The following is a 20,956-nucleotide window of genomic DNA, read 5'->3' on the forward strand; positions in this document are numbered from 1 at the left end:
CACCCCCGACGCTCGGGCCGGGGGTGGCTACTCCTGAAACGGGGAAATTCGATCAGCCGAACATGTCCTGCGTGATACCAGAGTACCAGCCGAGGCTTTCCTCGTACGTCCGTGCCCGCAGCTCGGCATCTTCGCCGGTCTGGCTTATGAAACCGTCCACCTTTGCAATCTTCTCTGGGGTCGCCTCATATGTTGCGCCGACCTTCACACCGTCTTCGGTTGCGATCAGCGACCAGCAGGTGTTCGAGAACTTCGCCGGGAACATCTTGGACCCGGTCAGGGCCGAGCGAACGGCCATGGCCGCAACCTTTGCTTGGCTGTTGGCAGAGAAGCCCGATTTCGGCATGTCTCCCTGCGACGACGCATCGCCCAGCACGTGCACGTTCTCATCCAACCGGCTTTGCATGGTGCGGCCATCGACGGCGGCCCAGTTGCCGTCGGTCAGGCCCGCCTGCTCACAGATCCGACCGGCTTTCATTCCGGGGATGACGTTGCACGCGTCGACCTTCATTTCTTCGCCGTCGATGCTTACGGTCATTGCCGCCGGGTTCACTTCGACATTGCCTCCGCCGAATTCCGGCCCGATCCAGTCGACCATACCATCGTAATGCTTGCCCCAACCCTCTTGGAAAAGAGCCATCTTGGAGAATTTCTCCTTGGGGTCGGCAACGATGATTTTCGCCGTCGGGTTCTTCTGCTTCAGCAGATGGGCGACCATCGAAATCCGTTCATAAGGTCCGGGCGGGCAACGATATGGATTGGGCGGAGCAATCATGGCAAAGGTTCCGCCTTCGGGCATCGCCTCGATCTGGGCCTTGAGCAGCGCGGCCTGCGTCCCCCCCTTGTAAGCATGCGGCATGGTATCCTGAGCCGAAAGATCCCAGCCCGGCACCGAGCCGTCCACAAAATCGATACCCGGCGACAAGATCAAACGGTCATATGGCAGCTGTCCGCCCGAAGCCAACGAGACCGTCCGAGCATCGCGATCGACCCCGACGGCCCAGTCATGTACGACGTTGATGCCGTAATCGCTGGCAAGCTTGGCATAGCTGTGGCCAAGGCTGTCATATTCTCGGAACCCGCCGATATAGAGATTTGAAAAAAAGCAGGTGTAATAGGTGCGTGTAGGCTCGACCAGGGTAACGTCGATCGCGCCTTGTGCACCCTTGGCGATGTAACGCGCAGCTGTAGCTCCGCCGGCGCCCCCACCGACCACTACGACACGCGGTGTGCCTTGTCCCATTACCATCGGCGCGCCGAGTGCGGCAGCCACGCCCACTCCAGCCCCTATGAAGCTTCGTCTGTTCAGGGTCATGTTCCTCTCCTCCCAAAGAAAAACGCGCCGGAGGTCTACTCCAACGCGCCGAAAAATGCAGCGAGTGCGGCTATCTCTTCATCCGAGAGACGCCCTGCCATCATCTGCATGACCGGATGCGGTCGAATTTTTTGTTTGTATGCGTGCATCGCCAGCACGAAATCCTCCTCGTACCAGCCCGTGATCACCGGGATACCGTCGTAGTCGCCATCCGTGCGGTGACAGGTCGTGCACTCGGTCGCCAAGTACTCACCATATTCCGGATCACCGACAATCGCCAGAACTTCGGGGGTCAGGCTGACCTCCTGGGGTACAGCCGTGGGTGCCGCTTCGGGAATGTCTCGGGGGCTTGACGAGTACTGCCGCAGATAGGCCAGCACATCGCCCCGTTCCCCTTTGTCAGGCAGTCCCGCGAACTCCATGTTCGTACCCGAGACGAGCAGTTTCGGGTTCGTAAGATACGCGTCGAGGTTTTCGAGGGTCCAGACCATTCCATCACGACGCGCGCGCTCAATGCCTTCCGAGTACTCGAAATCCTCAAACTGTGCGACCTTGCGGTCAAAGATGTTGTTGAGGTGCGGTCCGATCCCGTGCTCAGCTCCCTCTCCTACGGCATGGCACGACGCGCAAACCTGAAACAGGTCCTCCCCGCGCGACGCATCACCGATCTCTTCCGCTTGGGCCGCACCCGCCAGGGCGGCCCAAGCCAAGACTATTCCTCCCAAGCCCCGCATTTTACTGCGAAAAGCTCTGAAGATAGGCGATTACAGCATCCAGGTCCTCATCCTTTTTCAGACCGGCAAAGGACATCTTGGTACCCTTCATGTAACCGCGAGGGTTGGCGAGGAAAGCGCGAAGCTCTTCAGGCGTCCAGACCAGACCGCCAGCAGCGGCTTTCTCCAAGGGCTTCGAGTAACGGAACCCTTCGATATGCCCTGCTGGCGCACCGACCACACCGTTCAACATCGGACCCGTACGGTTCTTGGCACCGTCCCCGACCTGGTGACAGGACTTGCACTTGCGGAACACACCCTCGCCCGCCGCAACCAGCTCGGGATCAGGAGCCGCCATTGTCGTGCTTTCCGCTGCATCGGTCTGTGCTGCAGCATCCACGCTTGCGACCTCAACCTCACCCTTTTCAGCACCGGCCGAAACCGCGGAGGCTTCTTGCTGATCCTCGGTCGTTGCCGATGCCTCCACCTCAGCGCTTTCATCCTCGGGCGTCACGTCCAGCACCGCGGCCCGCATCGTGATCTCGACGCTTTCCTTGCAGTTCTCCATGCAAGGTTCGTCCGTCCAGAAATGCTTCTCGGCCGTGTCACGGTCATCGACGATGAACCCGTCGGCATTCGGCATTTCGACGTCGAGGAAATTCTCGTGGCTCAGCGTGAAGTCGTCGTCCACAAGGTCATTCGAGTAGAGAATGTAGGCCACGATAGCGTATGTATCGTCCGCACTCAGGGACTGGGCATTCCCAAACGGCATCGAACGGTGCACATAGTCCCACGCGGTCGAAAGGTACGGCCAGTAGGACCCCACCGTTTTGAGCGGATCCTTGTCCGCAAGGGTGTCTTTGCCCCCTGCCAGCTTGGGCCAGTTGTCGCGCCCTTCGGCGAAATCGCCGTGACAAACTGCACAATGCTCTGCAAACAGCTCATCGCCCGTCCAGACATCGCCGGAGCCCTCGGGAAGTCCCGTTCCGTCCGGCCTCACGTCAAGATCCCAAGCGGCGATCTCTTCTGGCAGCGCTTCGCGCCCGAGGCCGAACTTGGCGCCCGCCTCTGCTTCGCTGTCCGCGTTTGCCGCGCTGACGAACAGGCTGTCCGCCGGTGCGACCCACATGCTCGGGTTGTCCGGTACGGACTGCACGAAATGATCGCCGAAATTCGCCGCCAGCGTCAGCACGGCAGCCACGCCGACGCCTGTTCCGACAAAGAGCATCGAGTTAGGAGACTTCGACATTTTCCGCCTCTCCGGTTTCGCGCACCCACCAGGTCTGGATGCAGTTGTTGTGATAGATCGAATTCTCGCCGCGCACTTCACGCAGCTGTGCCTTGGTGGGCTGGACATAGCCGGTCTCGTCCCGTGCCCGGCTTTGCAAAAGCATTTCCGAGCCGTCCCAGACATGGTCGAGGTAGAACCGTGCTAGCGCCTTGTCGGTGCCCGGCGCAGCCAGTCTCGCAGGCTGCCATGTCTTGCCACCGTCAATGGAAACATCCACCCCCGTGATCGCCCCGCGCCCCGACCAGGCAAGCCCAGTGATCACCAGTGGACCGGGTCCGTGCGTGATAGGCGCTTGCGGGCTCGGCGAGGTGACAACCGATTTCGCGTCCATCACCCAGGTCCATTTGCGAGAGGTCCCGTCGGCCAGTGTATCGGTGTATTTCGAAGTCTCTTCGCGGCTTTCGACAGGCCCGTCCATGACCTCGACGCGGCGGAGCCACTTGACCCACATGTTGCCTTCCCAGCCGGGAACAACGAGGCGGACGGGATAGCCATGCTCCTTGCGCAGCGCCTCGCCATTGGCCTTGAAGGCCACCAACACATCGTCCAGGGCTTTTTCCATCGGGATCGAGCGCCCGTTCGACGAAGCGTCGGCACCCTCGACATAAACCCACTTGTCAGAAAGATCGCCTGCGGCGTCCAGCCCCGCTTCCTCGAGCAAAGTGCGCAGAGGCACGCCGGTATATTCCATGTTGTGGATCATGCCATGCGTGAACTGTGCGCCGTTCAGCTGCGATCCGGCCCATTCCATACCGGTATTCGCGGCGCACTCACAGAAGTACACATGCTGCTCGCGCGGGAACCGTTCCAGATCCGCGTAATTGAAGATCAGCGGCTTATCGACCAACCCGTTGATCATCAGGCGGTAGTCTTCCTTGCGCAGTTCAATCGCGCCGGAGTGGTGGCGTTCAAACGCACAACCCGCCGGAGTGATCGTTCCATCCAGCGCATGGATCGGGGTGAAGTTGATCGAACTGATTGTGTCCGCCGTCAGCCATTCGACGTTCCGGCGAACGACATCATCCTCGAACTTGATCGGCAGGCCATAAGGGGTTGCATCCACGCCGTCACCCAGGCCAGCGGCCCAATCCTGGATCTCCGTGATGAGCGGATCGGGTTCGGCCGCTCGCGTGCTGCCTGCCGCGACCGCTCCGGCCGCTGCAGCCGCCGTGCCCGTCAGGAACTGACGGCGCGACGGCTTCTTGTCCTTGAAACCAAACGTCATGCGTTTTGCCTCCTCTTAAACTCTGAAATCGACCGGTTCAGATCCCGGTGACTTCGACTGTGTTGTTCGTGGTGACGGAAACAGTACCCAGCTTCTTGATGTGGCTTTCCACCACATCCCAGATCGGCGGTCCCTCGGTGCCTTCGTTAACGCTGGCCCAACCGGCCACGACGTAATTCTTGGCCGGGTCGATTGCCTCGCCATTCTTGAGCAGGGTCATGTTGGATACGCGCTCGCCCTGCGGCTTGGAGATATCGATCTTGTACCCCATGCCACCGATGCGAACCATGTCGCCACCCTGCTGGTAGTAGGGATCGGGGTTGAAGATGTTGTCGGCCACGTCTTCAAGGATCACCTTGATGAACTCGCCGGTCATCTCCGTCCGATAAGCATTGGGGTAGCTCATCGAGGTCACGTTCCACAGATCCTCGCGCGTGATGTCATCGCCGGGAACCAGCGATGGCCCCCAGCGTACGCCCGGCGACATGGCGATGTCGGCTTCACGCTCCGACAATAGCGCATCACAGATCAGGTCGTCCCAAGTGCCGTTGAAATTACCCCGGCGATAGAGCAGCGACTCGGTCTGGCCCAGAACCTCCTTGAGTTCCGCCTCGTAGGGTGCGCGCTGTTCGTCAATCAGCTTGGTGATGATCGGATCCGGCGCGATCACGTCCGAGAAGATCGGGATCAGCTTGTGCCGGATCCCCATCATCTGGCCATCTTGCACATCCAGATCGACACGGCTGACGAATTTGCCGTTCGAGCCGGAGGCTATGATATGCGTCTTTCCGATCAAGACCGGTTCGGGCAAGGCATCGTGGGTGTGGCCCGACAGGATCACGTCGATGCCCTGCACCACTCCCGCCATCTTCTTGTCGACGTCAAAGCCGTTATGGCTGAGCACGACAACCAGATCGGCCCCCTCGGCACGAACCTCATCGACGAGTTCCTGCATCCGCTCGTCCCGGATACCAAAGGAGTATTCGGGGAACATCCAGCCCGGGTTTGCGATAGGCATGTAGGGGAAAGCCTGACCGATCACCGCGATCCTGGCTCCGCCACGTTCGAACCACTCATAGGGCTTGAACAGCTCGGCCGGCTCATCCCATTCCGCGTCGAAAATGTTCTGGCCAAGTGCGGCAAAGGGCAGTCCCTCAACCAACTCGTTGACCCGGTCCGAACCAAGCGTGAACTCCCAGTGGAAGGTCATTGCATCGGGTTTCAACGCGTTCATCACGTTGACCATGTCCTGCCCTTCGGTGTGATAGCAGGTGTAAGAGCCGTGCCACGTATCACCGCCGTCAAGCAACAGCGCCTCGGGCCGGTCTGCCCGGATTGCGTTGATCACCGTCGAAACGCGGTCAAGGCCACCAACGCGTCCATAGGCCTGCGCAAGCGACGAAAAGTCGTTGTAGGTCAGCGCATAATGGCTCGGGCTTCCGTCCTTGATCCCGTAGAATTCGCGGAATTGGGCGCCCGTGATGTGTGGAACCTCGCCCTTGTTGGGACCAACGCCAAGGTTGATCGACGGCTCTCGGAAAAAGATGGGTTTGAGCTGCGCATGAATATCCGTGACATGGATAAGCGTTACGTTGCCGAAGGTATCGAACTCCAGCAATTGATCCTGTGTCAGAGCCTGCTGTGCAGCAAGCCGTGCCCAGCCGCCAAAACCCGAGGCGCCAACAAGGGCCGATGCAGCCATGGAGACCTGAAGAAAGTCACGACGCGAAATCATTTGGTTCAGCTTTCCCATCTGAAACATGCGACACATTCGCATGTGTGAATTTTATTGGTGCAAATTACCCCGCGTCCGGTTGCGAACGCGGGGCGTCTTGCGATGATCAGTTACGAACGGACGGTCCTTCGACCGACAATCCGTTGCCGCGCGAAGCGACATAAAGCTCGAGCGCCACGAATTCCGGGCTTCCGGGTTTGAACGTTTCGGCGCGGGTGTCGCGAACACAGCCCTTGAATCGCGCGTGAACAGTGTTCAGCTTGGCGTTCTTCAGGCGGTAGGTCGGGAACCCGTTGATCTGACCCTGGCTCAGGTGGTCGGCCCGGATCATGTTGCCATAGTTCAGTTCGTGGCACGATGCGCAGCTCAGCTCGAGCTGACCGTACCGGGTGTAGTAGATCTCCTTACCCATTGCCCAGGCCGACTCGGCCGGACCGTCGATTGCGACATTGACGGGCATCCCGCGCGACTGAACCGAGATGAGAGCTTCCATGGACGCCATCTGCCCACTGGTGTAGCCCCACTTCTCGGCACCCATGTTGTTCTCGCGGCAGGCGTTGATCTGCATGGCGAGGGTGCGAACTTCCTCCGTGGCGTCGTTCCATTTCGGATATACGGCACGAACACCCTTCATGCTATCGGCAACATCCTCGTGGCACGAGGAGCAGGACTTGCCCTCGGTTCCCTCGACCGTGTCCCAAAGCTCCTGTGCCTGATCAACGAAAACCATCGACGGGTTCTCGAAGTCATCTGCCTGAAGCGCTTGGGTTTCGTCCGAGCGGAAGTGCCAACCGGACATGACGGTATCCATCACGTCCTGAAGATGCGCCGGCGCATCCGTCTTGGTGACCATCTCGATCTCTTCGTTGACGATCAAAGTATCGTCATCGGGCTCAGCCACCGCGGACAGAGGTGCGGCCACCAAAGCGGCAATTGCTGTCATTGCCTTGAATTTCATTCATTATCCTCCCTTGGGTGGTCGGCCCGGCGCAAAGATACCTCTGCGCGGGGCCTTTTTTCTGCCTTGGGGTCGCGGATCAGGCGACGGAAATGTCCTTGCTGTCCTCGTAGACCGACCCATCGTCGTCATACCAGGTGAAGGCGAAGCTGCCGCTTTCGGGCACCGTGGCTTCGAACTGGAAGTACGGGTTGGTCGAGATCGCGGGCTCCATCGTCACGTCGATCACGGTCTCGCCGTTGAACGCGCAGGTGAAGCGATTGATGATCGAACGCGGGATGGTGTTGCCGTCGCTGTCCTTGCGCTGGCCGCTTTCCATCTTGTGGCTGATCAAGGTCTTGATTTCGACCGCTTCGCCGGCCGAAGCGCTCTTTGGGACCTTGACGCGGGGTTTTACACCAGATGCCATGTCTATAACTCCTGTTACGAGCGGGAGGGGTCGGCCTTAGCCGCCGCAGCCCCCGATAGTCACTTTGACGGTCGAGGACGCCTTGGCAAAGGAACCGTCTTCCATCTTGGCGATGGCGACGACGTCCTGCGTACCGGCGAGACGGATGCGGGTCGACGCGGCCTGCGATGCGGCCATCGGGCCGAAGTTGAAGGTCGCTACGCCCGGCGTCGGGTTGCCCAGCGCCAGAACCATGATCGCCGAAGCACCCGGGGCGCTCACCTCGATCGGGACGGTATTGCCGTTTTCGGCGATTTCGGGTGCGGTGAGGTTAACTCCGCCATCCTTGACCTCGGCCCCGCCGGTAAAGGCTTCTATCGCCTCTTCGCCTGCCGCGTTGACGCGGTAGGGAAGGACGGTCAGGGCCGCCGCACCGAGGGCCAGGCCCAAGGTATCACGACGTGTGAATTCCATCGGTTCTCTCCTTTGTGTCAGTCGAACCGCGGCAGCGCGCGGCTCACTCCTCCTTCAGGGTCACCAGAAAGGCGACCACATCCTCGATCTGCTCGGCGCTCAGAAGCGGCGGCAGATCAGCCCCGGCAGCCTTGCCGGTGTATCCGTCACCCGGCCGGGTGAAGCCGTCGGTCTTGTAGAAGGCCGGCATCACAGTCCCGTCGAAGGTTTTCTTTGCGTTCACCATCAGCCCGCGCAGCTCGGCCTCGGACCAACGATCGCCTGCCCCATCAAGCGTCGGGCCGACCTCACCATGAAACGGAATATCCGACAGCGCGGAAACCGCATGGCACGCAACGCAATTTCCGGCCGATTTCGATCCGACCACCATCGCGCCTGCCGCCGGATCACCCGGCTTGCCTGTCAACGATGCTTCCACCGCGCCATATTCGTCGAACGCAACCTCGGTTGGCGCGACTTCGGCGGCGTATGCGACACCACCGATCATAACGGCGGCCAGTGTCAGAGATTTCAGTTTCATGTTTCCTCCCTTGGCTGACGCCCGACTCGCACAAACGGTCAGCGGCGACATTGCTTTGTATACCGTAGGCCACAGACCCCACCGGACGCAACATCAAATTCACGAATGTGAATTGTTATATCGATCCGCGACGTCGGTGGATTCTTTTTCATTTGTTTCCCGGAGACTACTGGTTGCTTTTCATTCGTTATCGCGTGTCGCCGTCATCCCGTTCTTGTATCCTGCGGGCGTGATAGCGCTGAAAATCTTCCTCGGACTGGTCGAGATAGCGTTCCTCGGCAACCCAAGTGAGCATGTCCATGGTCGTACCCGGTGCAAAAGCGCCCGGCATAATGGCCACGGCCTGCTGTCCCGCGTTCAGTGATTCGTCCAGTTCGGTGGGAAAGAAGATCATGGTCGGGGTGAACAGAACGCCCCATTTCCGCGTCGCCTGCTTTTCCGACAGCGCCTCACCATCCGTGTCCACGATCTCGATATCTCCATGGAGGTTGATCTGGATGGGATAGTACTCCTCCTCCAGCAGCGCCTTCACCCGCGGGTCCGGAAAGGTGTTTTCGTGCATGTCGCGGCAATAGAGGCACCCGCGCTGCTCTACGATGACCAGCAAACGTTTTCCCTCGGCCTGCGCATCGGCGAAGTCCTCCTGCAGGTCCTTGAAGGTGTCCCGCATCCAGTCCGCCTTGTGCAGACCGTCATCGCCCAGTTCTGCCGCATGCAACGGCACCGCAAGCGCAATCGCAGCCAACCATGTCAGAATCGTCCTCATCTTTCCTCCTCCCCGACTGTTCAAGGGCCGTTCATCAGCCCATGTTCGCGAAACCGGGCATCCAGCGGATCATCGCGTCGGCAATGAGGTTCACGCCGCCCGTTGCGATCAGGATAGCAAACACGATCAGCATCGCACCCATTCCTTTTTCCACCCAGGCAAAGACAGCGCGATGGCGCTGCACCCATGCCAGGAAAGGCTTTGCAAAGAATGCTGCAATAACGAACGGGGCCGTCATGCCGAGGCCGTAGACGAACAACAACAGTGCGCCCCGCCATAGATCGCCCATTCCGCTTGCAATCATCAGGATCGAGGCCAGCGCGGGCCCCACGCAGGGCGTCCATCCGAAACCGAAGGCCAGCCCCATAAGATACGCGCCAAGAATCGTCGACGCCTCGGCGCTGCTTTCCATCCGCGCCTCTCGGTAAAGAAGGGGGATTCGCACCACCCCCAGGAAATGCAAACCGAACACGACGAGAATGGCGGCCGCGATATAGGACAGGGTGTCGAGGTACTGGCCGAACAACTGGCCAAGGGCGGTCGCCCCCATGCCCAGCAACATGAAAACGGTCGTGACACCCAATGCAAACATGCATGCCGAAACGATCAGCCGCTTTTGCGCACCGGATGCGATCTCTCCATCCCCGCGCAATTCGGTCATGCTGAGCCCACCCATGTAAGACAGGTAAAACGGCACCATCGGCAGGATGCACGGTGTGAAAAAGCTGAGAATTCCGGCAAAGAGGGCCCCAAACAGCGAAATTTCCAGCATGAGCCCTCATCTGACGCGATATGTGGCGGTGTTTCGCCGCATCTTCTGCGCCGCGCAGGTTGATCAATTCATACATTCAAATTACATTGAGGATAATCACCCCGTCAATGGTCTCGCCATGAAACTCACAGCTATTGCACTTTCGGTTGCTTTTGTCCTCTCGGCCATTCAGGTTGCGGCGGCGGAGCTTGTGATGGTCGAACAGCGCGGCTGCGCATGGTGCGAGCGATGGAACGAAGAGATAGCCCCCGCCTATCCCAACACGCATGAAGGCAAGTTTGCCCCCTTGCGGCGGGTCGATTTGCGCGCCCTGCCGGATGACATCACACTGGATCGGCGCGTGTCTTTCACCCCGACCTTTCTGATCGTCGAGAATGGCGAGGAACTGGCGCGGCTCGAAGGATATCCCGGCCCCGATTTTTTCTGGCCGGTTCTCGAAGACCTGCTCGAAGAACATACCTCATTCGAGCCTTATTCCGAACCGGGGAGCTGATGGCAAGACCTGCCGGCTCTTTGGCATATGTAATGGAATAACAGTCAACAGCGGCTCCGAAATTGCCGCGACAGGTATCCCGGGTGGTCCGGGCGAAAAGGAAAAGCGACGATGGCACTGCCGCAGTTTTCGACCGACATGGCCGAGGAAGAAATCGACAAGATGGTGGACAACGCCACCCGGGCGTCAAATTTCCTCAAGGCAATCAGCCACGAAGGCCGCCTGATGATCTTGTGCCACTTGGTAACGGGCGAAAAATCCGTGACCGAGCTGGAAGAGTTGCTGTCCGCCCGACAGGCCGCCGTATCGCAGCAGCTTTCCCGGCTGCGCCTCGAGGGCCTCGTCGTGCCGCGCCGCGAGGGCAAGGCGATTTATTATCGCCTGGCCGATGACCGCCCTCGCCGGATGCTCGAAACCGTTTACGAGTTGTTCTGCAACGGAGACTCCGCTGCGGATTGACGGCCTATGGGCAGACCGGCAAGCACCCAGTGTTGCTTGAGCCGGGCCTTTGCGTCATGCTCGACGCGGGAGGATCCTCGGCATGCACCAATATCTGAGCGACTATCAGCTTGTCGCCGCGATCGGTCTGTTCGGCGGCTTGCTGCTGGGGCTTGCGGCACGGCTTGGTCGTTTCTGCACTCTGGGAGCAATCGAAGACCTCCTCTATGGCGGGTCGGACCTGCGTATGCGCATGTGGGCTTTGGCCATCGGCAGCGCCGTGGTGGGCAGTTTCGGGCTGATGGCCCTTGGGCTTCTCGATCCGGGTGAAAGTTTTTACCTTTCGGTCCGCTGGATGCCGCTGGCCTCGGTGATCGGCGGGCTCATGTTCGGGTATGGCATGGCGCTGTCGGGCAATTGCGGCTATGGCGCGATTGCGCGGCTCGGCGGTGGCGATCTGCGCGCCTTTGTCATCGTTCTGGTGATGGGCGTTTTCACCTATGTCACGCTCAGCGGGCCGCTCGCGCCGATCCGCAACTTCTTCTTCACACAGGTCGAGGTCGCCGGTGGCATCCCGCCCGGCCTTGCGCATCACGCCTCGGCTGTCAGCGGCTTGCCGGTGCACGTCATAGGCCTGTCGATCGGTGCGGTGATCTGCATCGGCGCGCTTGCCGGATCATCCCTGCGCAGCGACGCCAAGGCGATCCTCTGGGCGCTGGTCGTGGGCACGGCCATCGTGTCTGGATGGGCCGGGACACAATGGGTCGCACGTGCAGGTTTCGAGGCGCTACCCGTTGTTTCTCATAGCTTTTCCGCGCCTCTTGGCGAAACGATCCTGTGGACGATGACCGGAAGCCTACGACCCCTTTCCTTTGCTGTGGGCTCGGTCGCGGGGGTCTGGGCGGGGGCCTTTATCGGGTCGTCGATCAAGGGGCATTTCCGCTGGGAGGCCTGCGAGGACCCGCGCGAATTGCGCCGCCAGATCCTTGGGGCGGCGATCATGGGCGTGGGTGCGGTGCTGGCGATGGGCTGCACCGTGGGCCAAGGGCTGACCGCGTTCAGCCTGCTGTCGATCAGCGCGCCGGTGACGTTTCTTGCGATTTTCGCGGGCGCCGCGCTGGGATTGCGGCAGCTGATCGAAGGGTTCCGCCCGGCCGAGTGAGCTGTTGCGCGCGACCGGGGCGTACCGTCCGGCAGGAAAGAAATGACCGTTTTGTACAACGCTTCAGCGGCTCATTGACCGTTTTGTACAAGGGGGTACCACCCATGCGGCTTTCCGTTTCGTAGGCCCGCCAGATGCTGGGCCAACTCGTCACCCGCGCCCAGGACCCGCGCGAGGTGATCCTGCTCACCCGCCACGGCGCGCCCGTCGCCGCCCTCGTCTCGATGGCCGAGGCGCAACGGATCTGGGACCTGTCGGACGATGGCGAGGTCGGGTGGAAACACCCCCTGAGCGGGCTGCGCGGATGGTGGCGCAAGCGAAGCCCCGTGCCGGGGATGGAGCCGGGGCCAGACGGGAGATACGTGACCGCGCGCGAGGCGGCGATCCAGGTCCAGAAAATCCAGATGACCCGCGCCGAGGAACGCCGGATCCTGCAGGCAGGCGGGCTGGAGCCGGTCGAAGGCGGAGAGCCTGCGGCGGAGCGGCGGCGGTGGTGGCCGTGGTGAGGGGCGGGTTAGAAGCCAACCCTACGGTTTCGGCGCGGACATGACGGTGCGGATTGGGATGGTGCGGATTTCGGGCGCGGGGCCGCTGATTTGTACGCGCTCATCGTCGCCGAAATGCTCGCTTTCGCTGATACCGAGTATCGGATCGCCCCGCGCTATCGCCCGCCGGATGGCGGGCGTACCGCAGCGGGGTATCCGGCGCAGCGTCACCCGGCACCAGGCGATGCCGAGCATCACGAGGAACCACGCGGCGAACCCCGCCAAGGCCCATACGATGAAGGTAAGAAGTTCCATGCCCGCGCTGCCCTTATCTGTTTTCTTCAACGATAGCGCGGGGTCGGGGCCGGGTCCATCCTTGTGGGCGGTGGGTTGGAAGCCGACCCTACAAGGGTAGTAGGGTGGGGTTTCACCCCGTCGTGGGGTCCATTCCGGTGCGGGTCGGGTCGCCATTTACCGGGCTGATGTGGCTTTCCGGATCGGGCTGGTCCTGACCTGCGGTTCCGGCCTGCCTATGCAGGCGAATTCGCCCTCTTTGATCGACAGAACCGGTTCACCGGCCGCGTTGACCCGCCGCGCGGCAGGCGTCCCGCAGCGTGGTTAGACCTTGTGCAAGTCTGTCCCCAGTCTTTTGGGTGCGTCTACCTGCTACCCTTCTGGACCGAGGATCAGGGTGAAAGTATCGGCCCAGGCAGTTGCGAGTATTTCGGCGGGTGTGTCGAGCGCTTTGCGGGTGATGCAGGACCCTTCGAGTAGCGGCAGAAGGACCAGCACCGCGCGGTCGGCCTGCGACCGTGTCCCGCCGGCCTCGATGACCGCAGACCGGTAGAAATCGGCCAGGCGCACGTAATAGGCATCGACCGCGGCGCGAATGTCGTCGGAGTGATTGGCGGCGGCCCATATCTCTTTGAATATGATGGAATACCTGTCGAAATCCGGGTGCGTGAGAACTTCGAGAAAGAGACGACGCAACGCCCCGGTCAGGTCGCTTGTCCCGTCGGTGGCGTGCCGGCGGTCGAGGTTGGCCTCGTAGGGTTCGAGAAAGCGCAGCAGCAGTGCGAGCAGCAGGTGTTCGCGGGTTGGGAAATGGTATTGCAGGTTGCCGAGGCTTATCCCCGCACGCGCGGCCACCTTGCGCATCGTCAGTTCGGCGTTGCCGATTTCCATCAGCAGCGCTTCGGTGGCGTCGAGGATCACTGTCTTGCGGTCTTGCGCGGGCATGCGCCCCCCTTCTGGTCGTTTCGTTCCGGGACTTCACATAGGCCCCTTGACGCATAAGGTCAAATGACCTAACTGATGCTGGAATTAGGTCAATCGACCCAAGGAGCACCAGATTGAAAGCCCTTCACACCATCAACCGTGCGCTGTCGCTTGTCGATGGCCAGACGGAGCCGGCCCGCGGTGCCGAAGAGGTGACCGTGCGCGTGCACCATGCCTCGGTGAACCCGACCGACCTTGATATCGTGAAGGGCGGATTCGACCTGTATTTCCGGCTTTACGGCGTAAAGGAGCCAGCGCGCACCGGGCTGGAATTCTCGGGCGTGGTGTTGGATGGCAGCGCCCGTTTCCCGACGGGCACGCGCGTTTTCGGGTACACGCATCTCCTCAAGGGGCCGAAGACCCATCAGCAGGTGATCAGCGTGCCCGAGGGGTACATCGCCAAGATCCCCGATGGCATGGGCTTTGCCGAGGCTGCGGGATTTCCTCTTGCGGCGCAGACGAGCCTGGTGGCGCTGCGCGACGTGGCACGGGTGAGGCCGGGGCAGAAAGTGCTGATCGTCGGCGGCAGCGGCGGGCTGGGCGTCATCGCGATCCAGATCGCCCGGAACATCGGCGCCCGCGTCACCGGCCTGGCCGGGCCTGCAGGGCAAGACATCATGAAAGCGCTCGGGTCGGAGCGGGTCGTCGACTACCGGCAAACGCCGCTGTCTGAGATCGAGGGCGTGTTCGACGTCGTGCTGGATCTGTCGGCCCGCTACGGCTTTCGCGATATCCGCCCGCTGCTGGCGCCGCGCGGCGTGTTCGTGCCGGCCGATCCGGTCAAGACCGCCCTGTCCATCGCGGCGAATCCGTTTCGTCGGCAGAAGACCGGCAAGCTTTACGTCGATCGCGGCGACACGGCCCTGCTGACGGAGCTTGCGGGCCAGGTCGTCACCGGTGCGCTGGAGACCGGCCCGGTGCTGGAGTTCCCGCTCGACGACTATCGTGCCGCGTTCGAAACCCTGAAAACGCCCGGACGGATCGGGCGGACCGTATTGCGTATGCACTGACCAGAGGATGACCCGATGCTGTTTTTCACCAACCCCTATGTCGCCCTGGCCCTCGCCATCGTGTTCGAGGTGACGGGGACCGCCTTTCTTCAGAATTCGGAACAGTTCACGCGGCTGCTGCCCACCGTGCTGGTGGTCGGGTTCTACGGGCTGTCGTTCTTTTGCCTGACGCTTGCGCTCAAGTCCATTCCGCTTGGTATCGCCTATGCGATGTGGGCTGGGCTGGGCATCGTGCTGGTCGCGCTGATCGGGTTCGTTTTGTTCGGGCAAAAGCTGGACCTTGCCGGCATCGGCGGCATCGGCCTGATCGTGGCCGGCGTGGTGGTCCTGAACACCTTGTCGAAATCGGCCACGCATTGAGGCCGCGAAGGCCGGGCCGCCTCCTCTTCCCTCTCCAGATATAGGATTTACCATGATCGAAGCCCTCCGCACGCCCGACGCAAGGTTCGAGACCCTGCCGGATTACGATTTCGCCCCGCATTACATCGAAGACCTGCCCGGCTATGAAGGGCTGCGCGGGCACTACCTGGACGAAGGCCCGCGCGATGCGGAGGAGGTGTTCCTCTGCCTGCATGGCGAACCGACCTGGAGCTATCTGTATCGCAAGATGATCCCGGTCTTTGCCAAGGCCGGGGTGCGGGTGATCGCGCCCGACTGGCTGGGCTTTGGCCGGTCGGACAAGCCGGTTGACGATGCGACATATCACTTCGACTTTCACCGCAACTACATGCTGGCCCTGATCGAGCGGCTGGACCTGAAGAACATCACGCTGGTGTGCCAGGACTGGGGCGGGCTGCTGGGCCTGACCCTGCCGATGGAGATGCCGGAGCGGTTCAAGCGGTTGCTGATCATGAATACCGCGCTCATGGCCGGCCCGGCCAACAGCCCCGCCTTTGACGAGTGGAAAGAGACGATCACGGCGAACCCGGATGTCCCGCTTGCGGCGGTCATGCAGAAATACGCCCCCGAGATCAGCGCGGCCGAAGCCGAAGCCTATGCCGCGCCGTTCCCGGACCAACGCTACAAGGCCGGGGTGCGCCGCTTTCCCGAGATGGTCGCCACCACGATGGATACGCCCGGCGTCGCCATTTCGCAGAAGGCGGGCAAGTTCTGGTCGCAGGACTGGACCGGCGAAAGTTACATGGCGATCGGTATGCAGGACGAGATGCTTGGTCCGCAGGTGATGCGCCACATGCAGACCGTGATCCGCGGCTGCCCTGACCCTATGGAGATCGAACAGGCGGGGCATTTCGTGCAGGAGCAAGGCGTGGCAGTGGCCGAACGGGCGCTGGAAGCCTTTGGGCTTGCAACCGGAACGGCAAGGACCTGAGCAGCGCGCGGCATTGCGCTTGCCGGTCTGCGCTGGCTGGCAGGTCTCAGGCGATCCGCAGGCTGCGCTCTCCGGCGACTTCGCGCTTGATCTCGTCGATCAGCGTGTCGATTGCCGGGTTGCGCATCTTGCGGGCGCGGCGCGCGACATAGGTCACGCCGGGCGGCTCGGCAAAGCGGCCCTCGACGACCTCCATGTCGGGCGTTACGTGCCGTTCGTTCAGGACCGCAACGCCAAGGCCACTGCGCACGCCCGAGACGATCCCGGCGGCGCTGGCGCAGTCCAGCACGGTGGCAAAGGTGGTGCCATCCTCTTGCGCGACATCCATCGCCCAACGGCGGTAGAAGCAATTGTCGTCGAAGGACAGAAACGGAACCGGCCCGCCTGCGGCCAGGGGCATGTCCGGCGATTTCACCCAGAACAAGCGCTCCTGGAACAGGGTGATGTCATGCGGCCGGACCTCGTGGTCAAAGATCTGCATTATGGCAAGGTCAAGCTCTCCGGCCGCCAGACGGTCCTGCAACACGAGGCTTTGCAGCACGCGGGTCCGCACGGTGACGCCGGGATGCAGGCGTGCAAACCGGCCGAGGATGCGGCTGAGATCGCTGCAGGTCGTATCCTCGGTCAGGCCGAGGCTGATCTTGCCCTGCACCGGTGTCCGCGACAGTGCGCGCAGCGCCTCGTCATGCATGTCGAGGATGCGCCGCGCATAGCCGAGCAGATCGCGACCGGCATCGGTGAACAGCGGACCGCCCGGCCGCCGGGTCAGCAGCGCGCAGTCGAGGTTGACCTCGAGCCTGCGGATCTTGTGGCTGACGGCCGATTGCGACAGGCCGAGATGCGCTGCGGCGCGGGTCACGCCGCCCTGCTCCTCGATCGCGCCGAGGGCGCGGAGCGCGTCGATATCAAGGCGTTGAACCAGTTTGTCTGACATGACGGATTTCGATTGCCTTTGGAGTCTGGACCACAGGTGTCATGTTAACCGATGGTGCCCGCTGCGGCAATCGCGGCGTCAGGCCCACCGGATCAGCCCGATTACCGCCGACGAGGCGTAGAACCCCTGCAGCAAGAGGAAGGTCCAGCGCCCGTCGATCACCGCCCAGGCGGCAAAGAGGGCCGACGAGATCAGCAGCAGCGCGAAGCCCGCAATCTCGGCCCCGATATTCGATGCGATCAGAAGCGCGTAGGCCATGGCCAGAACCGAGCCCGTGATCTCGAACAGGGTGGTGAGACGCCGCCTGTCGCTGACAACGGATGCTGCTTTGGTCATATCGGTCATGGGTCACCCTTTCCTGCCGAGAAAATCGACCAGCAGCGCCGAGATCTTCTCGGGCTGGTCCTCCATCGCGAAATGGCCGCAATCGTCCAGCACGTTCAGTTCCGATCCGGGGATCGCGCGGTGCAGCCTGTGGGCCCAGTCGACCACCTGCCACGCGTCATCCGCGCCCCAGATGAGTTGAACCGGAATCTGGCCCAGTTCCGCGAGCCGCGGGGTCAGATCATCAGTATGTTTGGGGTCGTAATGCCTGACCTGATGCTGGAACAGGCTGGCCTGGCCGACCGGGTTCGAGATGAAATCGAGGAAGGTTTCCAGCGAGGTTTGGGACAGGCGGTCCTTGTTCTGCACGGTCGAGAGCAGCCAGTCGCGGAAATGCGCGCGATGTTCGGTGTCGGGCGCCTTGATCAGCGCCTCTAGCCCCGCCTGCATCTGCTGGTGCGTGCGCTTCGACGGCCAGCTGTCGAAACTGACCACGTCGATCATGGTCAGCGACCGGACGCGAGGCCGCGAGAAGATCGAGAACCGCTGGGCGACCGCGCCCCCGATGTCGTGCGAGATGATATGGGCGTCCTTGAGCCCCCAGTGATCCAGCAGCCCTTCGAGAACGGGCACCTGCCCGGTGACCGAGGTGTCGATCTGCGGATCCCATGGGCGCTCGGACAGGCCATAACCGAGGAGATCGTAGGTATGGACCTTGTGGCCGGCCGCGACAAGCGCCGGCAGGATGTTGCGCCAGATATAGGAGGAGGAAGGCGTGCCGTGGATCAGCACGACCGGAGACCCCGCGCCGTGCACACCGTGGGCGATGCGGGTGTTGTTGACGAGGACATGATCGGTGACGAGATGCGTCATTTCGAACGCTCCTGAACAGGTGGTTTCAGAAGGGCATACAGCAGATCGGGTCACGCGGATAATGAATGATTTGGAGAACATGATCGAGATTTGTCATACCCAGCGTGTTGACGTGGAAATCGCCCAATGATCGCAGGCCGGGACGCAGGGATTTACAGCGGTTAAACACTGGGACAGCTTTCGATTTGCTTGTATCACGGGCCAAACAGGACGACCCCGAGGCCACGCTATGGGCGGTGATCCCATCGAAAGAGCGATAGACAGCCTGAAGCGGAACGAGCCCTTGCAGGCGCTGACCGCTTTGGACGGTTTGCCGGACCAACGACAGAACGGTCCCGAGGTGTTGTTGCTGCGGGGGGTGTGTTGCCTTGCGACGGGCGATGGGCAACGCGCCTATGGGTACCTGAGCCGGGCGCATCAGCAGAAAGCGGGCGACCCCGTCATCACCCGGAACCTGATAACCGCGATCCTTGCGATTGCACGGGAAGGCACTCTGCCGCAGGCGGTTGCGCATTACGAAAATGTGCTAGACCTCGACCCGGCGAACGCCCCTGCGCTGCTGGGGCTGGCCCATTGCCTGCGGGAAAGCTGCGACTTTGCCGATGCGGCCGAGCTGTATCGGGCCTACCTGACCGAACAGGCAGACGATGTCGCGGCGCTGATCGGTTTGGGCTACTGCCTGCAGGAGCTACGCCGCCATGACGAGGCGCGGGCAGTCTATGACCGGGCGCTTGCGCTGGATCCCGATGCGCGCCCGCTGGTGTTGAAATCGAAATCGACGGCCAGCGCGGGGAGCATATCGCTGACGGGTTACGCGCCTACTTTCTGACCCGCATGTCGCGGCGATAGACGCCCGCCGTTCCATCCATGCTGTCGCGCGTGTCGCGAAAGGCGTCCGTTTCGTCCTGCGTCATCACCTCGAACCGGTAGTCGAAGCTTTCGCGCCGGACCGGGATGCATTGCGCGACCGGCGTGCCCCTGGGCAGGATGCCTGAAAAGCTCGGGTCGATCCATTCCGCGACGAAATTGATGAAGTTATCGGTGTAGCGGTCGCTGTCCACCATCCCGGTCAGGCTGCGAAACGGCAGGTCGGTTCGGTTCACAGGGTGGGTGCACAAGAGCGACCAGCCAGCGGGGAGTTCAATGGTCCAGAACGCATTGAACTTGAGCATCGGGGCGGCGCCCTTTTCGAAGGGAGAACCACGCACCTGTGCCGCCGCATGCAGCGCAACAGGCGAGCGGCTGTAGGTTTCGCCCGGGGTGGCGGGCAGATCCCAATCCCAGCTGAGACGCCCCTTGTCGATCTGCAGATCGCAGGCCAGCGGCATGAGAAAGCCGTAGCCCATCGCGTCGAGAAACGGCGCGCATTTCTTGACCGTCATCAGCTCGACACCCAGCACCTCGTCATGGGCGGTTGCAGGCATCCGGCGCAGCCAGTCCGGCAGGCCGACCTTGGCCGGTACGGGGCGCGGCAGGACCTGTTCCAGTTCGGGCGGGCAGCGAAAGGTGACGTTCACGGGCAGGCTCCTGTCGGTATGGCTGTGCCTTGGGGCTTATTTCGCTTCGCCGGCGGCGACAACGCTGCCGATCTGTAGGCTCACCATATCCTTGTCGGCGTCGCTGGCGCGTTCCGCGATGGCCTTTTCGCGCGCGGCATCGGCGCGGCGCTTGACCTCCCACAGGATGGCCATGACCACCGTCAGCGCGATGAAGATCACCGCCAGTGCGTTCACCTCGGGCGTGGGGGTTCTGCGCGCAAGGGCAGCCAGCTTGATCGTAAGGGTCGTTTCCGTACCGATGGCAAAGACGGTGGTGTTGAAGTTCTCGAAGCTTTGCAGGAACGCGATCAGACCGGCCGTGATGATCGTGGGTTTCAGGAACGGCATCGTAATGTGCCGGAACACCTGCTGATGACTTGCGCCAAGGTCGAGCGCGGCCTCCTCCAGCGCGTTGTCGAACCGTTGCAGGCGCGCGATGAACATCAGCATGCAATAGGAGGCGATGAAGGTGCTTTGCGCGAGACCGGCCACGAACAGCCCGCCCGGCATGCCCGCCGAGTTCCAGAAGACCAGGGTCGAGATGCCGAGGATGATGCCCGGCGTCAGCAGCGGCGAGACCAGAAACGCATAGAGCACCGATTTCGCCCGCGCGTGCAAACGGGTGATCAACAGCGCCCCGGACAGGCCAAGGGTCAGCGACAGAACCACCACGCCGAGGCCGATGATCAGCGAATTGGCGACGGCGGCCAGCAGCGGCGCATTGGAAAAGAGCGCGCCGAACCATTTCAGCGTGAATCCTTCGAACGGCAGGGCGGTGGGTGGCACGGCCGTGGTGTTGAAGGCCGCGATCATCATGAAGGCCAGCGGCATGAACATGTAGACGAAGAACAGCGCCATGTAGAGGCCGGGCAGCCTGTCCATGACCCATGCCCCGAGGGCAAAGCGCGGCTGGATATGTGTCGTGTCGCTCATC

General features: G+C 61.8%; 26 protein-coding genes. 8 read left to right on the plus strand and 18 right to left on the minus strand.

Annotated elements, in window-relative coordinates; translation table 11 throughout:
• Positions 1 to 52: 52 nt before the first annotated feature.
• The 11 genes from ACFORG_RS07485 to ACFORG_RS07535 form a co-directional block, all read right to left on the minus strand.
• Entirely contained in the window at positions 53 to 1,315 is a 1,263-nt protein-coding gene (locus ACFORG_RS07485; RefSeq protein WP_386734786.1) for an FCSD flavin-binding domain-containing protein, read from the minus strand.
• Between the two features lie 35 nt (positions 1,316 to 1,350).
• The gene (locus tag ACFORG_RS07490; RefSeq protein WP_386734787.1) at positions 1,351 to 2,049 is read right to left on the minus strand and encodes a c-type cytochrome; all 699 of its coding nucleotides are present in this window, start codon (positions 2,047 to 2,049) and stop codon (positions 1,351 to 1,353) included.
• 1 nt (position 2,050) lies between these two features.
• Positions 2,051 to 3,277 (minus strand): c-type cytochrome, encoded by a 1,227-nt coding sequence (locus ACFORG_RS07495; protein ID WP_386734788.1) that lies wholly within the window; start codon positions 3,275 to 3,277, stop codon positions 2,051 to 2,053.
• Entirely contained in the window at positions 3,261 to 4,544 is a 1,284-nt protein-coding gene (gene soxC / locus ACFORG_RS07500; RefSeq protein ID WP_386734789.1) for a sulfite dehydrogenase, read from the minus strand. Before soxC ends, ACFORG_RS07495 begins: the two co-directional genes overlap by 17 nt.
• A gap of 37 nt (positions 4,545 to 4,581) precedes the next feature.
• Positions 4,582 to 6,279 carry a thiosulfohydrolase SoxB gene (gene soxB, locus ACFORG_RS07505; protein ID WP_386734790.1) on the minus strand — a complete coding sequence of 566 codons (1,698 nt, stop codon included), beginning with the start codon at positions 6,277 to 6,279 and terminating at the stop codon, positions 4,582 to 4,584.
• A 106-nt stretch (positions 6,280 to 6,385) separates the two neighbouring features.
• A complete protein-coding gene (gene soxA / locus ACFORG_RS07510) occupies positions 6,386 to 7,237 on the minus strand; it encodes a sulfur oxidation c-type cytochrome SoxA (protein WP_386734791.1) in 852 nt (283 codons plus the stop codon).
• A 79-nt stretch (positions 7,238 to 7,316) separates the two neighbouring features.
• Complete coding sequence (gene soxZ, locus ACFORG_RS07515) at positions 7,317 to 7,646, minus strand: thiosulfate oxidation carrier complex protein SoxZ (RefSeq protein ID WP_386734792.1); 330 nt, start codon at positions 7,644 to 7,646, stop codon at positions 7,317 to 7,319.
• Between the two features lie 36 nt (positions 7,647 to 7,682).
• The gene (gene soxY / locus ACFORG_RS07520) at positions 7,683 to 8,099 is read right to left on the minus strand and encodes a thiosulfate oxidation carrier protein SoxY (RefSeq protein ID WP_386734793.1); all 417 of its coding nucleotides are present in this window, start codon (positions 8,097 to 8,099) and stop codon (positions 7,683 to 7,685) included.
• Positions 8,100 to 8,142: 43 nt separating this feature from the next.
• Complete coding sequence (gene soxX, locus ACFORG_RS07525; RefSeq protein WP_386734794.1) at positions 8,143 to 8,619, minus strand: sulfur oxidation c-type cytochrome SoxX; 477 nt, start codon at positions 8,617 to 8,619, stop codon at positions 8,143 to 8,145.
• A gap of 187 nt (positions 8,620 to 8,806) precedes the next feature.
• The gene (locus ACFORG_RS07530; RefSeq protein WP_386734795.1) at positions 8,807 to 9,385 is read right to left on the minus strand and encodes a thioredoxin family protein; all 579 of its coding nucleotides are present in this window, start codon (positions 9,383 to 9,385) and stop codon (positions 8,807 to 8,809) included.
• A 34-nt stretch (positions 9,386 to 9,419) separates the two neighbouring features.
• A complete protein-coding gene (locus tag ACFORG_RS07535) occupies positions 9,420 to 10,157 on the minus strand; it encodes a cytochrome c biogenesis CcdA family protein (RefSeq protein ID WP_386734796.1) in 738 nt (245 codons plus the stop codon).
• A 118-nt stretch (positions 10,158 to 10,275) separates the two neighbouring features.
• On the opposite strand from ACFORG_RS07535, the gene ACFORG_RS07540 reads away from it, so the two are divergent.
• The 4 genes from ACFORG_RS07540 (at position 10,276) to ACFORG_RS07555 (ending at position 12,756) form a co-directional block, all read left to right on the plus strand.
• The gene (locus ACFORG_RS07540; RefSeq protein ID WP_386734797.1) at positions 10,276 to 10,650 is read left to right on the plus strand and encodes a hypothetical protein; all 375 of its coding nucleotides are present in this window, start codon (positions 10,276 to 10,278) and stop codon (positions 10,648 to 10,650) included.
• 111 nt (positions 10,651 to 10,761) lie between these two features.
• Complete coding sequence (locus ACFORG_RS07545; protein WP_386734798.1) at positions 10,762 to 11,109, plus strand: ArsR/SmtB family transcription factor; 348 nt, start codon at positions 10,762 to 10,764, stop codon at positions 11,107 to 11,109.
• Positions 11,110 to 11,191: 82 nt separating this feature from the next.
• Positions 11,192 to 12,250: a YeeE/YedE family protein gene (locus ACFORG_RS07550; RefSeq protein WP_386734799.1), complete on the plus strand. Its 1,059-nt coding sequence runs from the start codon at positions 11,192 to 11,194 to the stop codon at positions 12,248 to 12,250.
• A gap of 134 nt (positions 12,251 to 12,384) precedes the next feature.
• A complete protein-coding gene (locus ACFORG_RS07555; protein ID WP_386734800.1) occupies positions 12,385 to 12,756 on the plus strand; it encodes a type II toxin-antitoxin system prevent-host-death family antitoxin in 372 nt (123 codons plus the stop codon).
• Between the two features lie 21 nt (positions 12,757 to 12,777).
• Here ACFORG_RS07555 and ACFORG_RS07560 read toward each other — a convergent pair whose 3' ends face one another.
• On the minus strand, positions 12,778 to 13,050 hold the full coding sequence (locus tag ACFORG_RS07560) for a hypothetical protein (protein WP_386734801.1): 273 nt from the start codon (positions 13,048 to 13,050) through the stop codon (positions 12,778 to 12,780).
• 351 nt (positions 13,051 to 13,401) lie between these two features.
• The gene (locus tag ACFORG_RS07565; protein ID WP_386734802.1) at positions 13,402 to 13,974 is read right to left on the minus strand and encodes a TetR/AcrR family transcriptional regulator; all 573 of its coding nucleotides are present in this window, start codon (positions 13,972 to 13,974) and stop codon (positions 13,402 to 13,404) included.
• 113 nt (positions 13,975 to 14,087) lie between these two features.
• Here ACFORG_RS07565 and ACFORG_RS07570 point away from each other — a divergent pair, with 113 nt between their 5' ends.
• Genes ACFORG_RS07570 through ACFORG_RS07580 form a run of 3 tightly spaced genes read left to right on the plus strand, consistent with a single transcriptional unit; the run spans position 14,088 to position 16,353 of the window.
• Entirely contained in the window at positions 14,088 to 15,023 is a 936-nt protein-coding gene (locus ACFORG_RS07570; protein WP_386734803.1) for an NAD(P)-dependent alcohol dehydrogenase, read from the plus strand.
• Between the two features lie 15 nt (positions 15,024 to 15,038).
• On the plus strand, positions 15,039 to 15,383 hold the full coding sequence (locus ACFORG_RS07575; RefSeq protein ID WP_386734804.1) for a DMT family transporter: 345 nt from the start codon (positions 15,039 to 15,041) through the stop codon (positions 15,381 to 15,383).
• 52 nt (positions 15,384 to 15,435) lie between these two features.
• A complete protein-coding gene (locus tag ACFORG_RS07580) occupies positions 15,436 to 16,353 on the plus strand; it encodes a haloalkane dehalogenase (protein ID WP_386734805.1) in 918 nt (305 codons plus the stop codon).
• 46 nt (positions 16,354 to 16,399) lie between these two features.
• Here the strand turns inward: ACFORG_RS07580 and ACFORG_RS07585 are convergent, their stop codons facing one another.
• From ACFORG_RS07585 to ACFORG_RS07595, 3 genes are all read right to left on the minus strand, one after another.
• Positions 16,400 to 17,287, minus strand: coding sequence for a LysR family transcriptional regulator (locus tag ACFORG_RS07585; protein WP_386734806.1), 888 nt, complete (start codon positions 17,285 to 17,287; stop codon positions 16,400 to 16,402).
• Between the two features lie 78 nt (positions 17,288 to 17,365).
• Entirely contained in the window at positions 17,366 to 17,632 is a 267-nt protein-coding gene (locus ACFORG_RS07590; protein WP_386734807.1) for a hypothetical protein, read from the minus strand.
• A gap of 3 nt (positions 17,633 to 17,635) precedes the next feature.
• The gene (locus tag ACFORG_RS07595; protein ID WP_386734808.1) at positions 17,636 to 18,484 is read right to left on the minus strand and encodes an alpha/beta fold hydrolase; all 849 of its coding nucleotides are present in this window, start codon (positions 18,482 to 18,484) and stop codon (positions 17,636 to 17,638) included.
• 229 nt (positions 18,485 to 18,713) lie between these two features.
• On the opposite strand from ACFORG_RS07595, the gene ACFORG_RS07600 reads away from it, so the two are divergent.
• A complete protein-coding gene (locus ACFORG_RS07600; protein WP_386734809.1) occupies positions 18,714 to 19,313 on the plus strand; it encodes a tetratricopeptide repeat protein in 600 nt (199 codons plus the stop codon).
• Here the strand turns inward: ACFORG_RS07600 and ACFORG_RS07605 are convergent.
• Together ACFORG_RS07605 and ACFORG_RS07610 are read right to left on the minus strand one after the other, a co-directional pair.
• The gene (locus ACFORG_RS07605) at positions 19,303 to 20,001 is read right to left on the minus strand and encodes a hypothetical protein (RefSeq protein ID WP_386734810.1); all 699 of its coding nucleotides are present in this window, start codon (positions 19,999 to 20,001) and stop codon (positions 19,303 to 19,305) included. The genes ACFORG_RS07600 and ACFORG_RS07605 overlap by 11 nt on opposite strands.
• 36 nt (positions 20,002 to 20,037) lie before the next feature.
• The gene (locus ACFORG_RS07610) at positions 20,038 to 20,955 is read right to left on the minus strand and encodes an ABC transporter permease (RefSeq protein ID WP_386734811.1); all 918 of its coding nucleotides are present in this window, start codon (positions 20,953 to 20,955) and stop codon (positions 20,038 to 20,040) included.
• Between the last annotated feature and the right edge of the window lies 1 nt (position 20,956).

This window comes from Lutimaribacter marinistellae, from assembly GCF_042648365.1.
Taxonomy (GTDB): domain Bacteria; phylum Pseudomonadota; class Alphaproteobacteria; order Rhodobacterales; family Rhodobacteraceae; genus Lutimaribacter_A; species Lutimaribacter_A marinistellae.